Source organism: Methylophilaceae bacterium (assembly GCA_018398995.1).
Lineage (GTDB): Bacteria > Pseudomonadota > Gammaproteobacteria > Burkholderiales > Methylophilaceae.
On sequence record CP073759.1, the window covers coordinates 184,932 to 200,626 of the forward strand.

The 15,695-nt window shown below is 42.6% G+C and carries 12 protein-coding genes; 5 read left to right on the top strand and 7 right to left on the bottom strand.

Going from position 1 to position 15,695, the window contains the following annotated elements:
* Position 1: 1 nt before the first annotated feature.
* Positions 2-1,060, bottom strand: coding sequence for a mechanosensitive ion channel family protein (locus KFB94_00950; protein ID QVL46510.1), 1,059 nt, complete (start codon positions 1,058-1,060; stop codon positions 2-4).
* Positions 1,061-1,205: 145 nt separating this feature from the next.
* Here KFB94_00950 and KFB94_00955 point away from each other — a divergent pair, with 145 nt between their 5' ends.
* A complete protein-coding gene (locus KFB94_00955) occupies positions 1,206-1,787 on the top strand; it encodes a DedA family protein (protein ID QVL45728.1) in 582 nt (193 codons plus the stop codon).
* A gap of 33 nt (positions 1,788-1,820) precedes the next feature.
* Here KFB94_00955 and KFB94_00960 read toward each other — a convergent pair whose 3' ends face one another.
* Positions 1,821-2,177 carry a nuclear transport factor 2 family protein gene (locus tag KFB94_00960; GenBank protein ID QVL45729.1) on the bottom strand — a complete coding sequence of 119 codons (357 nt, stop codon included), beginning with the start codon at positions 2,175-2,177 and terminating at the stop codon, positions 1,821-1,823.
* A 93-nt stretch (positions 2,178-2,270) separates the two neighbouring features.
* Complete coding sequence (mfd, locus tag KFB94_00965) at positions 2,271-5,663, bottom strand: transcription-repair coupling factor (GenBank protein QVL45730.1); 3,393 nt, start codon at positions 5,661-5,663, stop codon at positions 2,271-2,273.
* A gap of 167 nt (positions 5,664-5,830) precedes the next feature.
* Here mfd and rpiA point away from each other — a divergent pair, with 167 nt between their 5' ends.
* Both rpiA and mltF read left to right on the top strand, forming a co-directional pair.
* Positions 5,831-6,508 carry a ribose-5-phosphate isomerase RpiA gene (gene rpiA, locus KFB94_00970; GenBank protein QVL45731.1) on the top strand — a complete coding sequence of 226 codons (678 nt, stop codon included), beginning with the start codon at positions 5,831-5,833 and terminating at the stop codon, positions 6,506-6,508.
* A 26-nt stretch (positions 6,509-6,534) separates the two neighbouring features.
* Positions 6,535-7,986 carry a membrane-bound lytic murein transglycosylase MltF gene (gene mltF, locus KFB94_00975; protein ID QVL45732.1) on the top strand — a complete coding sequence of 484 codons (1,452 nt, stop codon included), beginning with the start codon at positions 6,535-6,537 and terminating at the stop codon, positions 7,984-7,986.
* Here mltF and serS read toward each other — a convergent pair.
* From serS to KFB94_00995, 4 genes are all read right to left on the bottom strand, one after another.
* Complete coding sequence (serS, locus tag KFB94_00980) at positions 7,983-9,254, bottom strand: serine--tRNA ligase (protein ID QVL45733.1); 1,272 nt, start codon at positions 9,252-9,254, stop codon at positions 7,983-7,985. The two genes, mltF and serS, sit on opposite strands and share 4 nt — an antisense overlap.
* Before the next feature lie 93 nt (positions 9,255-9,347).
* Positions 9,348-10,667, bottom strand: coding sequence for a replication-associated recombination protein A (locus tag KFB94_00985; GenBank protein ID QVL45734.1), 1,320 nt, complete (start codon positions 10,665-10,667; stop codon positions 9,348-9,350).
* Between the two features lie 67 nt (positions 10,668-10,734).
* Complete coding sequence (gene lolA / locus KFB94_00990; GenBank protein QVL45735.1) at positions 10,735-11,355, bottom strand: outer membrane lipoprotein chaperone LolA; 621 nt, start codon at positions 11,353-11,355, stop codon at positions 10,735-10,737.
* Positions 11,356-11,410: 55 nt separating this feature from the next.
* On the bottom strand, positions 11,411-13,702 hold the full coding sequence (locus KFB94_00995; protein QVL45736.1) for a DNA translocase FtsK 4TM domain-containing protein: 2,292 nt from the start codon (positions 13,700-13,702) through the stop codon (positions 11,411-11,413).
* Positions 13,703-13,846: 144 nt separating this feature from the next.
* Between KFB94_00995 and KFB94_01000 the strand changes: the two genes are divergently transcribed.
* Both KFB94_01000 and trxB read left to right on the top strand, forming a co-directional pair.
* Positions 13,847-14,311 carry a DNA starvation/stationary phase protection protein gene (locus tag KFB94_01000; GenBank protein QVL45737.1) on the top strand — a complete coding sequence of 155 codons (465 nt, stop codon included), beginning with the start codon at positions 13,847-13,849 and terminating at the stop codon, positions 14,309-14,311.
* A 277-nt stretch (positions 14,312-14,588) separates the two neighbouring features.
* On the top strand, positions 14,589-15,539 hold the full coding sequence (trxB, locus tag KFB94_01005; protein QVL45738.1) for a thioredoxin-disulfide reductase: 951 nt from the start codon (positions 14,589-14,591) through the stop codon (positions 15,537-15,539).
* Positions 15,540-15,695 lie beyond the last annotated feature (156 nt).

The following is a 15,695-nucleotide window of genomic DNA, read 5'->3' on the forward strand; positions in this document are numbered from 1 at the left end:
GTTACCTATCGTTGTCAGCAATATGCAAGGTTTGTGTTGGAAAAGCAATTTCAGCACCATGCTTGGCAATAATATCGGCAATCTTCAGCAAAACATCTTGTTTAACAGCATGAAACTCATCCCAAATCACTGTGCGTGTAAACGTATAAATAAAGAAGTCTATTGAGGAAGCATTAAACGTATTGAAATTAACAATCAAGGTTTTCGTCGTATCGATAGCCTCATGCGTCATCAACATTGCTTTTACATCGGCAACAATTGCTGCCATTACGCCAATATCAGCGTAGCGTATGCCAATCGTTTCTTTAATGCGCCTATTACTCATACGTGATGGGTTTTCTACCGCAATATTAGTAAAAATAGCGTTGGGGACATAAAGCGGGTTTCTATTAAAGCGCCGGATTTGGGTATAACGCCAGCTTATTTTTTCTACCGTACCTTCAATATCTTTATCGGGTGAACGTATCCAATCGCCAACAACAAAAGGTCGATCGGTATAAATCGTTAAGCCTCCAAAAAAGTTAGCCAAAATATCTTTCGCTGCAAAACCAATTGCAATGCCGCCAATACCGCCCGCTGCTAACAAACCAGAAACACTAAAGCCAAAGGTATGCATCAAGGTTAAAATCAAACCGACTAACACAATAAGGCGACCAAGCTTAGATAAAGCATCAACTGTGGTGTAATCGACCTGTTCGCCACTATCGCGCTGCTGCTCCAAGCAACGCGAACACGACTCTTGAATTAACCGCCAGAAAAACCAAGCAAAACAAATGGCCATCATCGCATCACGCAATATTGGAACAAATAAGAATAAATCATGATGTGTTTGCTTACCGGCAATGTTGAGAACAATCGCAATTCCCAACACCCAAATCGCAACCAACACTGGCTTAGAGGCTGAAACGACTAGGGCATCATCCCAATAACTGTTTGTTGTTTTAGCTGCCCGTATCAGCTGTTTAAAGACATAAACGGCGACAAAATCAATGACGATTGTTGCAATAGATACCGCTACTATGGTCAATATCCATTGCTCATACAAACCAAATATCTCCATACTGTTTATTATTTCGTCCAACACAATACTCCCTACAAAATTTGACGCATCTTAAAAACATCTAAGCCATGACTACTTACTCACACTAGCATCTGGTGTAGAATCTTGCAATCACGCATCATCACCCATAAATACCTACATTTAAATGAAACTATTTTCCAATTTATATAACCGCGTCATGTTGTGGTCTAAACAAGCCAATGCACCTTGGTATTTAGGGCTACTCAGTTTTGCTGAATCATCTTTTTTCCCTATTCCACCCGATGTTATGCTAGCACCCATGTGTTTAGCCAATCCATCAAAAGCCTGGCATCTTGCATTATTAACCACCATTACTTCATTATTGGGCGGCTTACTTGGCTATTTAATCGGCGCAAGCGCATTTGACTTCATTTCACCTTACCTACAAGCTAATGAACATTATTGGCAAGCCTTTCAACAAGCAGAAGCTTGGTTTAAAGAATGGGGCGTGTGGGCTATTTTTATTGCTGGCTTTTCTCCCATACCTTATAAAGTATTCACCATTGCCGCAGGTGCATTAAGCATGCCTTTGCTGCCATTTATTATCGCTTCTTTTATTGGTCGTGGCGCTCGATTTTTTATGGTCGCTGGTTTAATGAAATGGGGCGGTCCAAGCATGGAAAAAAGTTTGAAACAACATATTGACCGTATCGGCTGGGCAACAGTAGCCATGATTGTCGCCATCATTGTCATGATCAAGCTTTAAACACTCGCTTCAGTCCATTATTGAAAGCAAGCATTACCCGTGCAAATGAAAAACCTTATTCATTATTTTCCATTCACCTGCAACTTTTAACAGTGTAAAAAAATCAGTAAAGCGATGACCAGTCCAGTTATCTGATTCTAATCTCACTGTTGCAATTGTTCCTTCAACATCAATATTCGCAATCTTTGTGACGATACCTGCTGCAGGGCCATTTTCATCATTCCAATCAAAAAGCTTTTGAATAGGACCAGCAAATAAATCAGGTCCAATATAGCCAAAAATGGTTGCATCCTCATGAAATGCTGGCTTCATGTCATCACCTTTACCAGACTTTGCACCTTTAATATAGTGTCCAATCGTCAATTCAATCAGTCGAATATCTTCATTCATGATGCATTACTCCTTGGGTTGGTTTAAAAATCGATCTCTTAAAAGTCTAGCATTAAGCGCTGGCTAGCGATAGCAAGAGAAGCAAACAGTCTATTAGCGCTCGAACGCCTTTAAGATCTCTTTTATCAATTCAACGCGATGGTTGATATTGCCAAGCTGGACAGATATTCTTAATTTTTCGGGCCCGTTCATGCGGCAGCGTTTATCGCGCTGTAACAAATGAATCAATTTCATAGGATCAATATCGGCTTTGGGATTAAATTGCAATTGAATGGCCGCATCCGAGGCATCAATTTTGACAATACCCAACGGTTTTGCCGCAATACGTAAGCGATGGCAAGCCATGAGGGCTTCTCCAGGCTCGGGCAATAAACCGAAGCGGTCTATTAACTCTTCTTGCATTTCATCTAAGGCTTCATCATCGTCGCAATTGGCTAGGCGCTTATAAATGACTAAGCGTTCATGAATATCTGGGCAATAATTGGACGGCAATAATGCTGGTGTATGTAAATTAATTTCGGTTGTGACACCCAATGGCGCATCTAAATCAGGCTCATTACCTGCTTTTAATTGTTTCACCGCGTGGTTGAGCATATCCGAATAAAGGCTAAATCCAATCTCCTGCATTTCGCCACTTTGGCTATCACCTAGCAGCTCGCCAGCGCCACGAATTTCTAAATCATGCATGGCAAGATGAAAGCCAGCGCCCAAGTCTTCTAGTAATTGAATCGCATCTAAGCGTTTTTGTGCTTGTGGCGTGATTTTACGGTGCGGATCGGTTAATAAATAAGCATACGCTTGGTGGTGACTGCGCCCTACACGTCCTCTTAATTGATGCAATTGCGCCAAACCAAACATATCGGCTTTATTCATGATAATCGTGTTGGCGGATGGTACATCAATACCCGTTTCGATAATTGTGGTACACAGCAACAAATTAGACCGTTGCTGATAAAAATCGCGCATCACATATTCTAGCTCGCGCTCACGCAGCTGTCCGTGAGCAATCGCAATACGCGCTTCTGGCAAGATTTTTTCTAGTTTTTCTTTTTGCACAAAAATGGTGTCAACTTCATTATGTAAAAAATACACCTGCCCGCCACGTTTAAACTCTCGCATGACTGCCTCGCGAATAATGCCGTCAGAATAATCAGTATGGAAGGTTTTAATGGATAAGCGCTTTTGCGGTGGCGTCGAAATTACCGAGAATTCGCGCAAGCCCTCCATCGCCATGCTAAGCGTGCGTGGAATCGGCGTTGCAGTCAGGGTTAATACATCCACTTCAGCGCGCAAGGCTTTCATTTGCTCTTTTTGGCGTACGCCAAAGCGATGTTCTTCATCCAAAATCGCCAAACCAAGGTTTTTAAATTTCACATCTTTTTGAATTAATCGATGGGTACCAATCACAATATCTATCGTGCCATCGGCCAAACCTTTTAAAGCTTCCGCTTGTTCTTTTTTTGTTCTAAAACGTGAAATCTCGGCAATTTTAATGGGCCAATCGGCAAAACGATCACAGAAGTTCTGATAATGTTGCTCTACCAATAATGTGGTTGGCACTAATACTGAAACTTGTCGTCCGCCCATCACCGCGACAAAAGCTGCGCGTAAGGCCACTTCGGTTTTGCCAAAGCCAACATCGCCACACACCAATCGATCCATTGGTCTGCCTGATTGCATATCGCCAATGACCGCTTCAATAGCCGATAATTGGTCTGGTGTTTCTTCAAAAGGGAAGCCTTCACAAAACGCATCGTAATCTTTAAGGCTCAGTTTAAAAACATGTCCTTTACGCGCGGCACGTTGTGCATATAAATTAAGTAACTCGGCCGCAGTGTCGCGGATTTGTTTTAATGCTTTTTTCTTGGCCTTTTCCCACTGACCACTACCCAAACGGTGCAAAGGCGCACTTTCTGGCGGCCCTCCGGAATAGCGCGAGATCAGAAATAACTGCGACACTGGCACATAGAGTTTATCATCGCCGTAATATTCTAAAAGCAAGAACTCAGTCTCACCTTCACCAAAATCAAGATTTTGTAAGCCTTTATAACGCCCAACACCATGCTGTTCATGCACCACAGGATCATTCATGCGCAGCTCAGATAGATCTTTGAGCATACCTTCGGTATTACGCGCCTTTTCTTTACTGCGGCGGCGTTGCTGACGCACAGTTGAGGCATACAATTCCGCCTCTGTAATCACAGCAACGTCACTCACAAAACCCGTGTGCAAACTTGAAACGCCCAACATAACTTCAGCATCACTGGCTTCAAATTCAGCCCATGTTTCACAGACCGGAATGACCAAACCATGTTCAGTGAATAGCTGCGAGATGGTTTCGCGACGACCCAAACTTTCCGCAACAATCAAAATACGGCTTTTTGCTTTTTTGATAAATGCTTGTAATTTATGCAATGGCTGATCAGCACGCCTATCCACATCAACAGCAGGTAACGATTTTTTTGCATCAAGTTTGACATTAATCAGAGGGAATTGATGGGCTTGTTTGAAGAAATTATCTACTTGCATTAATAAAACCGCAGGCGACAAGACTGGTCGTTCAACGTCATAAGCCAATAGTTTATGACGTGAATTAGCTTCATACCAAAACGTTTGTGCGGCTTTATCTAAATCGCCGTGCGCGCAAAGCACTGACTGCTTGGGTAAGTAATCAAATATTGTTGCTGTTTCGGTAAAAAACAAAGGTAAATACCACTCAATGCCTCCCGTGGCATTACCTTTACTAACGTCTTTGTATATTTTTGCGCGTTGCGGATCGCCTTCAAACTGCTCTCGAAATTGACTTCTAAATAGCTCTATTCCCGCTTTATCTAAAGGAAACTCACGTGCTGGTAGCAATCTGATTTCTGGTACTGGATATAAACTACGCTGAGTATCAACATCAAACGTACGAATGGTCTCAATTTCATCATCAAATAAATCAATCCGATACGGCAACACACTACCCATTGGAAATAAATCTACCAAGCCACCACGCACACTAAACTCACCAGGGCTAATCACTTGAGACACATGGTGATAGCCTGCTTGTGCACACTGCTCTCGCAACGCATCAATATCGAGCATCTGGCCTTTTTTTAACATAAACGTATGTCGAGCCAAATACGCAACTGGTGGCATGCGCAGCAACGCCGTTGCAATTGGTACAATGACCACATCACAGCTATTTTGACTAATTTGATACAGGGTAGCCAAACGTTCAGAAATCAAATCTGGATGCGGCGAAAAGACATCATAGGGCAGCGTTTCCCAATCTGGCAATAAATGCAAACCGAGATCAGGCGCAAAGTAAGGCATTTCCTCCATTAGTCGTTGCGCTTCAAATGCACTTGAAGTGATAATCACCAGCGGCTGTTTTGTTGTTTTTAAACGACAAGCAAGTGATGCGAGCGATAAGCTATCTAAGCCATTGGCTATATAAGAAAAACGGCTTGATTGACCGACAGATGGAAGGATTAACTGCATAAATGAGATTGAAAATGACTTGGTTTAGCGTTGAATTTTGCCTATTATACCTCTAACACCACGTGTATTTTAAGGTCAATTTCAATTTGAACCTTAATTGAATAATAAAACCTAAAGTCACGTCATCTATTTATTGATAGTCACAACATCATGGAAAGCTTTATGCAATGAACGATAAACAACGCGTTGCTATTCATGCAGCAAACTATGTGCAGGATGATATGCTGGTCGGTTTGGGTACTGGCTCTACTGCCAATTTTTTTATTGAAGAGCTGGCTAGACGGCAACAAGAAGAGCACCTAAAGCTCACCACTGTGTCTAGCTCAACCATCAGTATGATTAAAGCACAAAGTTTAGGACTTACTGTTCTTGGTTTACAACAGGTAAGTGAAATAGACTTGTATGTTGATGGCGCAGATGAAATCACTCCCAACTTAACGCTGCTAAAAGGCCGTGGCTATGATTTGGTCATGGAAAAGCTATTGGCTAAGGCGGCAAAACAATTTTTTGTGGTTGCCGATAAAAGTAAATTGGTGACGCGTATTGGAACCAATTTTGCCATCCCAATTGAAGTCATGCCATTTGCTTGGCAAGCAGTTAAAAAAAGTCTTGAACACCTTGGTGGCGTTGGTGATTTGCGACCTAATGTGGCAAAAGATGGCTTATCTATTAGCTCATATGGCAGCTTAATTCTTGACATGGCATTTGATCAGAAACTGGCTGAAGGAGACTTAAATCAATTGCTAAACAACATTCCCGGTGTGATTGAACACGGAATATTTTATCAACTGGCATCAGCTGTTTTTATTGCACAAGATGGCAATATTGAAGAAAAGTGGCAGTAATTCTGTTCAGTTAATATTTGATGTCCATGCTTAGACACTTTGCTTCCTCTAGCTTCAGACAAAAAATTATCGTTTATGGCTTTACTTTGTTATGGCTAATTGCATGTGGCGCCGATAGCACATCAACTGATCGCGCAACCAAGGCTGGCAAGATAGAAAAAAGGGATGAAAACGTCATTACTTTTGTTACTATCAATAGTCCAAATACTTACTATATCAATAGCGATAAAGAGTTTTCTGGCCTTGAATATGATCTAGCCATGGCATTTTCAGCCTTTCTTGGTGATAAAAAGCAAATAGAATTTATTGTAGTTGATAGTATTCAAGAAGTCGTTGATGCGCTGGTGAACAATCGTGCCGACATTGCTGCCGCTGATTTAACGTTAACTGAATCACGTAATCAGGTGATTGACTTTTCGATTCCCTACCAAAATGTTCAACAGCAAGTCATCTACAATAATCAAATCATATCTAAACCTGCAAAAAACATCAGTGATTTAGTAGGCAAACAGATTGTCGTACCAGCATCGACTAGCTTTGCGGAAAGATTAATGGCATACCAAAAGCAGCATCCCGAACTGAGATGGTCAACCCGTAAAGCTTCGCATTCCGAGAATATTCTTGAAGATGTTGCTGAAGGGACCCTCGAATACACCATCGCTGATGATCATTTAGTCTCTGTGCTTCAAAACTTTTACCCGCAGCTTCACGTTGCCTTTACCTTTGGCATGCCAGAAAAAATTGCTTGGGGTTTTGCCAAAGGACGCAAGCCAGACTTGCTGTTAGAAGCCAACGCTTTTTTTACTAAAATAAAAAGTGATGGCACATTGCGTAACCTTATTGATCGCTATCATGGCAACAGCAAGCGCTTGAAGCCATTGGATGTAGATACTTTTCTGAAGCGTACTCGAGGTATTTTACCGCTATACAAAAAGCTATTTAAAGATGCACAAGAAATTACTGGCATTGATTGGCGTATGCTTGCCGCCTTGAGTTATCAAGAATCGCATTGGGATACATTTAACACGTCGCCAACCAATGTACGCGGATTAATGATGTTGACAGAAGCAACTTCTGACCAAATGGGCGTGATGAATCGCTTAGATCCACAAGAGAGCATTCCAGCAGGCGCTAAATACCTGAATTTAATGATGAATACCCTGCCAGAACGCATACCAGAACCAGACCGCACTTATATGGCACTTGCGGCTTATAACATCGGCTATGCGCATGTTGAAGATGCCCGGGTACTAGCGCAGCGACTGGGCTTGAGCCCCGATTCTTGGGTAGATGTAAAAAAAGCTTTACTTAAATTAAACGACCCACAACACTACGCTAACGCAAAATACGGCTATTGCCGCTGTGCACAACCCGTTATTTATGTCGAATCCATTCGCAGTTATTACAACATTCTGGGTCGATTTGAGCCTGCTCATGAGCCATTTGAAAACGACCCATATAAAATCGCCAGCAACTAAGCTGCTATGACCTGCTTGCCACCCATATATGCTTGTAGAACAGTTGGAATAGTTACGCTGCCATCGGCGTTTTGATAATTCTCTAATACAGCAACCAATGTGCGCCCTACCGCCAATCCTGAACCATTGAGCGTGTGAACAAACTCTGTTTTACCTTCTGCATTTTTAAAACGCGCTTTTAAACGACGGGCTTGAAAGGCTTCACAATTAGACACAGAAGAAATCTCACGATAAGTATCTTGTGCAGGTAACCACACTTCTAAATCATACGTTTTTGCTGCGCCAAACCCCATATCGCCAGTGCAGAGCGAAACAACACGATATGGCAATTCTAAGGCTTTAAGAATATTCTCCGCATGCCCCACCATCTCTTCTAATGCTTCGTAGCTTTTGTCAGGATGCACAATTTGCACCATTTCCACTTTATCAAACTGATGCTGACGAATCATGCCTTTGGTATCTTTACCATAAGAACCCGCCTCAGAACGGAAGCAAGGCGTATGTGCAGTGAGCTTGATTGGCAAATCATCTAAAGCAATGATTTCATCGCGCACGGTGTTTGTTAATGTCACTTCGGAGGTTGGAATTAAATATAGTTTGCTATCGTTATGATTGAGAGAGAATAAATCTTCTTCAAACTTCGGTAATTGCCCGGTACCAGTTAGCGTTTCAGCGTTAACCATATACGGCGTATAACACTCTTCATAACCATGTTGTTCTTGCGTATCTAACATAAACTGCGCCAACGCACGGTGCAGTTTTGCAATTTGACCTCGCATTAAGGTAAACCGCGCACCTGAGAGTTTCGCACCTGTGTCGAAATCTAAACCAAGTGGCGTGCCAACATCGGTATGGTCTTTAATGTCAAAATCAAATGAACGTGGGGTACCCACTTTACGCACTTCCACATTATCTTCTTCAGACACACCAACTGGCACGCTTTCATGCGGTGTATTGGGCACATTCAATAATAGGTTCTGCAATTCTGTTTGAATCTCTGCTAGCCGTGTTTCATCCGCTTTAAGCTGCTCACCAAGTCCTGCCACCTCTGCCATAATCGTACTGATATCATCACCTTTAGATTTGGCAATACCAATTTGTTTGGATGCATGATTACGCTTGGCTTGCAACTCTTGTGTGCGTGTTTGCACGGCTTTTCGCTCAGCTTCTAGCGCAGTAAATTTCGCTGTGTCTAACTTAAATTTACGGCTATTGAGTTTGGCTACAACGCCTTCTAAATCGGTTCTTAGTGCTTGTATATCTAACATTTAAATCCTTTTAATTTCTAATGTCATACCGACGAAAGTCGGTATCCAGCGTCGTTAAAGCCGCTGGATTCCGTGTCGTTGCAGAATGATGAGCTATTTCGTCTTTTTACCTAAAGCTTTACTGTCTAATTCTCTTAAGTGCTTTAATTTTTCGCTTATTTTACCTTCCAAACCTCGTGGCGTGGGTTGATAAAACGCAATAGCATCTAAATCTTCTGGGAAATAATGCTCACCTGCCGCATAAGCTTCAGGCTCATTGTGGGCGTAGCGGTATTCTTTGCCGTAATCTAATGCCTTCATGAGTTTGGTAGGTGCATTGCGTAAATGCAAAGGCACTGGCCGCGATTTATCTTGTCCCACAAAAGCTTTGGCTTGATTATAAGCGTTGTATGCTGCGTTACTTTTTGCCGCAACTGCCAAATATATCACTGCATTGGATAAGGCTAATTCGCCTTCTGGCGAGCCTAAACGCTCATAAATTTGACATGCTTCTAACGCCATTGTCTGCGCACGTGGGTCGGCAATGCCAATATCTTCGATTGCCATGCGTACAATACGTCGTCCCAAATAAAGTGGATCAGCACCGCCATCGATCATGCGTAAAAACCAATATAACGCAGCGTCTGGATTTGAGCCTCTAACTGATTTGTGCAATGCAGAAATTTGGTCGTAAAATGCCTCGCCACCTTTATCAAACCGTCGTAACTTACTCGACATTGTCGTCTGTAAAAACGCCTCATCTATCTCAGTTATATTTGCACCAATTGCTGCATTAAATAAACTTTCTGCAAAGTTAAGCAAACGCCTGGCGTCGCCATCTGCATAAGCCAATACTTGCTCTTGCACCGCTTTATCAATACTCACATCTTTGGCGACTAACCCTCTCGCCCGTTCTAGCAACTCTGCAAGCTCTGGTTCCGACAACGCATTGAGCACGAATACTTGTGCACGGCTTAATAACGCGCTGTTCACTTCAAAAGATGGGTTTTCGGTTGTAGCGCCGATAAAGGTAATTAAGCCACTTTCAACAAAAGGTAAAAAAGCATCTTGTTGGCCTTTATTAAAACGATGCACTTCATCAACAAATAAAATCGTTTTGCGGCTAGATTGTTGTAAGGTATGTTCCGCGCGCTCAACGGCTTCGCGAATGTCTTTGATACCAGAAAGCACAGCCGATATCGGAATAAACTCGGCGTCAGCGGTATTGGCGATTAATCTTGCCAATGTGGTTTTACCTACGCCTGGCGGCCCCCACAAGATCATGGAAGGCAACCTGCCAGATTCAAAAGCCAGACGCAGTGGCTTGCTTGGCCCTAGTAGATGCGACTGGCCAACAACTTCTGCTAGCGTTTTTGGACGCAGCAACTCAGCGAGTGGCGCATCTGGTGCAGTTGCTTCAAATAAGCTATCCACTGGTTAACCTATAGATATAAAAAGAATATTGTAACAGCTAGCACCGACTGCTCATGCAAAATACGGTTTACTCGCCAACCACATCAACACCTTTGGGTATTTTAAATAAAAAGGTTTCCGTTGCTAGCTTGGGGTTGCGTTCAATATTATCAAAGGCAATAAAAGTCAGATGATTAAAGCTATCGACCATTTCCATATAACGTAATTCATTGCCTTTAAAACCGATGTAGATGCGCTCAAAACCGCCGTCCTCAACTTTAGGCATGGCTCGTACCCAGTCAATACCAGCCTCGCGTTCTGGTCTTGTAACATTTTTTAATACAAAGCTTTTCTCGACACCGTCACCACCAGCTAGCAATGCCGCTGGACTCATGCCAAGTGCTTGGTTTAGTGTGCGAATGGTGACCTGCTCGAGTTCTGTGTCTAACAAAAAAACCTCTTTACCATCACTGATAATTTGTTGCTCATACGGCTTATCGTAATCCCAACGAAACTTATTTGGTCTATCCAGTTGCATCTTGCCTTCAACCACTTGCACCAGTGTACCTTGCCCATCTTTTACTTCTTGATGAAAGCTTGCACGCATCGCGTTTGTTGTACGATAAAAATCTTTCAGTGCAGAAACACCATCGGCCAATACGCCGTTTGAAAATAGCAGGCCCAACCAAATTACCACAAATTTACGCATTATTTACTTTCTTGTCTTTTATTGCTTGCTGGTATATTAAACGTCAAAATTGTCGCTATTCACCGGTTTTAACAAGCACTTCACGACTACCGTTGGTTTGCATTTCTGAAACCAAGCCAGCGCGTTCCATGTCTTCAATTAATCTTGCAGCACGGTTGTAACCAATCCGCAATTGTCGCTGAACGGAAGAGATGGATGCGCGACGGCTTTTGAGTACAATCGACACAGCTTCGTCATAAAGTTCATCTTTTTCGCCAGCACCATCGCTGTATTCGCCAGCCTCGCCACCGCCCTCAGTCTCGTTGGTTAGGATACCTTCAATATAGTTTGGCTCACCCAAGGTTTTCAGATGATTCACCACAGCATGTACCTCTTTATCACTCACAAACGCGCCATGAATACGTTGGGGATAACCCGAGCCTGGTGGCATATACAACATATCACCTTGACCCAATAACGCCTCAGCGCCCATTTGGTCTAAGATAGTGCGAGAATCAATTTTGCTAGATACTTGAAAAGAAATACGGGTTGGCACATTGGCTTTAATCAAGCCGGTTATAACATCAACCGATGGACGCTGCGTAGCGAGTACCAAATGAATACCACAAGCACGGGCTTTTTGTGCCAAACGGGCAATCAACTCCTCTACTTTTTTGCCAACCACCATCATCAAATCGGCTAATTCGTCAATCACCACTACTATCGTTGGCAACTCTTCTAATGGCTCAGGATCATCTGGCGTTAAGCTAAAGGGATGCGGAATTTTTGCTCCAGCCTTGGTAGCCTCTTTAATCTTTTGATTAAAGCCAGCCAGATTACGCACACCAACCATCGACATTAATTTATAACGACGTTCCATTTCGGCGACACACCAATTCAATGCATTAGCCGCTTGGCGCATATCGGTTACGACCGGTGCCAATAAATGTGGAATACCCTCATAAACGGAAAGCTCCAGCATTTTTGGGTCGATTAAAATCATGCGTACCTGTGCGGGTTCTGCTTTATATACCAGACTTAAAATTAACGCATTAATCGCTACCGATTTACCAGAGCCCGTTGTACCTGCCACCAAGACATGCGGCATTTTGGCTAAGTCCGCCACCACAGGCAATCCAGCAATATCTTTTCCCAGCGCAATTGCCAATGGAGAGTGCATATCGGCATACACTTTGCTACCTAATATTTCAGTTAAAAAGACAATTTGTCGCTTAGGATTAGGAATTTCTAAACCCATATAACTTTTACCCGGAATGGTCTCAACCACGCGCACACTGAGTACCGATAATGCGCGTGCCAAATCTTTTGCTAAATTAGTGATTTGGCTACCTTTGACGCCTGGTGCTGGGTCGAGCTCATAACGCGTAATCACCGGTCCAGGTTGTGCAGACAGCACATTGACTTCGATACCAAAATCGGCAAGCTTGCGCTCAATCAATCGTGAAGTAAACGCTAAGGTTTCATCAGATGGCAGCTCCACTATGTTGTTTGCTTTATCTAACAAGTGTAAAGGTGGCAACGCTTCGGAATCAAATAAAGACACTTGCTTTTCTTTGAACATGCGTTCACTTTTTACAACTTCCGTTTTGGCTGATTTAATTTCAATAGGTGGTTTGTCTTCTGCGCGCTTTCGTTCATTATTAACAAATTCAGCGCGCTTTTGCTCAACCACTTTTCCTACTCTACGATCTTGCCAATCATGATATTGAGCACGCGCCCAGTCATAAGAAAAAATAAGCCCAGCGCCTAATCTCTCTGTCATCATAATCCAAGACCACCCTGTAAATAGGCTAAATCCAATGGCAAACAATAACAGCAATACCATTGTAGAGCCTGCATAGCCAAACATCGAACGCAAAACGCTATCTACCGATTGCCCAATAATACCGCCTGCTGCATCTGGCAAATCTGCGGGTAAGCTAATAATATGACCTGCCTCCAATGTGCTAGAGGCAATCAACAACAATCCAAAGCCAACCATATTCAGCAATAAAAATGGCCGCTCTCTGTCTTTTTCTTCAATCTGTTGGTACATCAATAAAATGGTAAAAAAGGCTAGCACAACGAACCACCAAGCCGAAAGTCCGAATAGATTTAATAAAATATCAGATAGAACAGCACCAACCTTACCGCCGGCATTTTGAATAGTGTCATGGGTACTAGACATATAAAACCACGATGGATCTTGGACATGATATGACCCAAGAATAACAGCCAAATAGAGTCCAATTAACACCAAAACCCACCACCATGCCTCACGCACTAGTCGAATATGGTGAAGTTGCTTATCACTTTTCAGCACTTCTGCTTTATGTTGTGTAGCGGAAATATTCTTTTTGAAAAACAATCTGTTAATACCCTATATAAATAATGACTATTGATTTCCACATTATAGCAAAACGAATCTATTATTCCTTTGTCATATTAGTTAGAGTACACTAAATAGTGAACGACTAATAGAGACAAAGTAAACATCAATAAGGAGCACGCAATGGATATTGGCATCAACCCAAGTGATAGAAAGAAAATAGCAGAAGGCCTTTCAAAATTATTGGCCGACACCTACACGCTTTATCTAAAAACGCATTACTTTCACTGGAATGTCACAGGGCCAATGTTTAACACATTACATTTAATGTTTGAAACACAATATACAGAACTTTCTGTGGCGGTTGATGACATCGCAGAGCGTATCCGCGCCCTCGATGAATATGCCCCAGGCACGTATAGTCAATTTGCAAAACTAAGCTCTATTGCAGAATCTGAAGGCATACCAAAAGCATCTGACATGATTAAAGAGCTGGTTGAAGCACATGAAGCCGTGTGTCGCACCGCAAGAAGTGTCTTTCCTGCCGCCAATCAAGCAGATGATGAAGCAACTGCCGATTTAGTGACGCAACGCCTGCAAATACATGAAAAAACGGCATGGATGCTACGAAGCATGTTAGAGAAGTAACATAGCAATCACATTAACCTAGCAGTCTTTCAGTGTAGGCTAACCTTTAGGTTAAATGAGCAACGCGAATGGCCGAAACTAAAAAACCGCATGGATGCTACGAAGCATGTTAGAGAAGTAATCGTCTTATCAACCGTTTTTTAGTGCCAGTCATCAATGTAGCGAATATTGAAACGGTCAATTGCCACAATAGTTGCCATTCGCTCTTTAAATTGATGACTTGCGTCACTATAATGTCATTACAGCAATCCATATCCCCAATAAAGAAAGTGAACGAATGTCGACCAAACACGCTAAGTTACTCATCCTAGGCTCAGGCCCAGCTGGCTATTCTGCCGCAGTTTATGCTGCCCGTGCTAACCTCAATCCAGTACTCATTACAGGTATTGCACAAGGGGGCCAATTAATGACGACAACCGAAGTCGACAACTGGCCTGCCGACGCAGATGGCGTAATGGGACCAGAACTCATGGCACGATTTGAAAAACATGCTGCACGCTTTAATACAGAAATGATTTTTGATCATATTCATACGACACATCTAAAAGAAAAACCGATTCGCTTAGTAGGTGATTCGGGAGAATATACTTGTGATGCGCTGATTATTGCAACTGGTGCCTCTGCTAAATATTTAGGCATTCCAAGTGAAGAGGCTTTCTCGGGTAAAGGCGTTTCAGCGTGTGCAACCTGCGATGGCTTCTTTTATAAAGGCCAAGATGTTGCTGTGATTGGTGGTGGCAATACAGCGGTCGAAGAAGCGCTTTATCTGGCTAACATTGCCAATAAAGTAACATTGGTACACCGTCGTGATACGTTTAAAGCAGAAGCGATTTTAGTTGATAAGCTGATGGAACGTGTTAAAGAAGGCAAAATTGCATTAGAAACTTTTCAAACACTCGATGAAGTATTAGGCGATAACATGGGTGTTACCGGTATGCGCTTAAAAAGCAGTAAAGATGAAACGACCAAAGAAATTGCGCTTAAAGGGGTATTTATTGCGATTGGTCACAAACCAAATACCGACATTTTTGAAGGTCAACTAGAAATGGAAGGCGGCTATATCGTGACACAAGCTGGCCGCAATGGTAATTTCACGGCAACAAGCGTTCCAGGCGTGTTTGCTGCTGGTGATGTGCAAGATCATATTTATCGTCAAGCAGTAACCAGTGCAGGAACCGGCTGTATGGCTGCTTTAGACGCTGAGCGATATTTGACTAACCAAGAGTAAGTAATCCTCACTACTCAGCCTCCAGCCAGTGTAGTTAGAGGCTTTTTTGTGCCTGCTGATTTTGCGTAAAAAACCGAATATGCGATAATGCGCAACTTCACATCTAAGCACGACTTGTTCGCTGTTACAAAAAACATCTTGTCGACAAATCCAATC

Coding starts and splice junctions, on each gene's coding strand:
- KFB94_00950 (QVL46510.1), bottom strand. CDS start 1,060: ATGGAGATATTTGGTTTGTATGAGCAATGGATATTGACCATAGTAGCG.
- KFB94_00955 (QVL45728.1), top strand. CDS start 1,206: ATGAAACTATTTTCCAATTTATATAACCGCGTCATGTTGTGGTCTAAA.
- KFB94_00960 (QVL45729.1), bottom strand. CDS start 2,177: ATGAATGAAGATATTCGACTGATTGAATTGACGATTGGACACTATATT.
- mfd (QVL45730.1), bottom strand. CDS start 5,663: ATGCAGTTAATCCTTCCATCTGTCGGTCAATCAAGCCGTTTTTCTTAT.
- rpiA (QVL45731.1), top strand. CDS start 5,831: ATGAACGATAAACAACGCGTTGCTATTCATGCAGCAAACTATGTGCAG.
- mltF (QVL45732.1), top strand. CDS start 6,535: ATGCTTAGACACTTTGCTTCCTCTAGCTTCAGACAAAAAATTATCGTT.
- serS (QVL45733.1), bottom strand. CDS start 9,254: ATGTTAGATATACAAGCACTAAGAACCGATTTAGAAGGCGTTGTAGCC.
- lolA (QVL45735.1), bottom strand. CDS start 11,355: ATGCGTAAATTTGTGGTAATTTGGTTGGGCCTGCTATTTTCAAACGGC.
- KFB94_01000 (QVL45737.1), top strand. CDS start 13,847: ATGGATATTGGCATCAACCCAAGTGATAGAAAGAAAATAGCAGAAGGC.
- trxB (QVL45738.1), top strand. CDS start 14,589: ATGTCGACCAAACACGCTAAGTTACTCATCCTAGGCTCAGGCCCAGCT.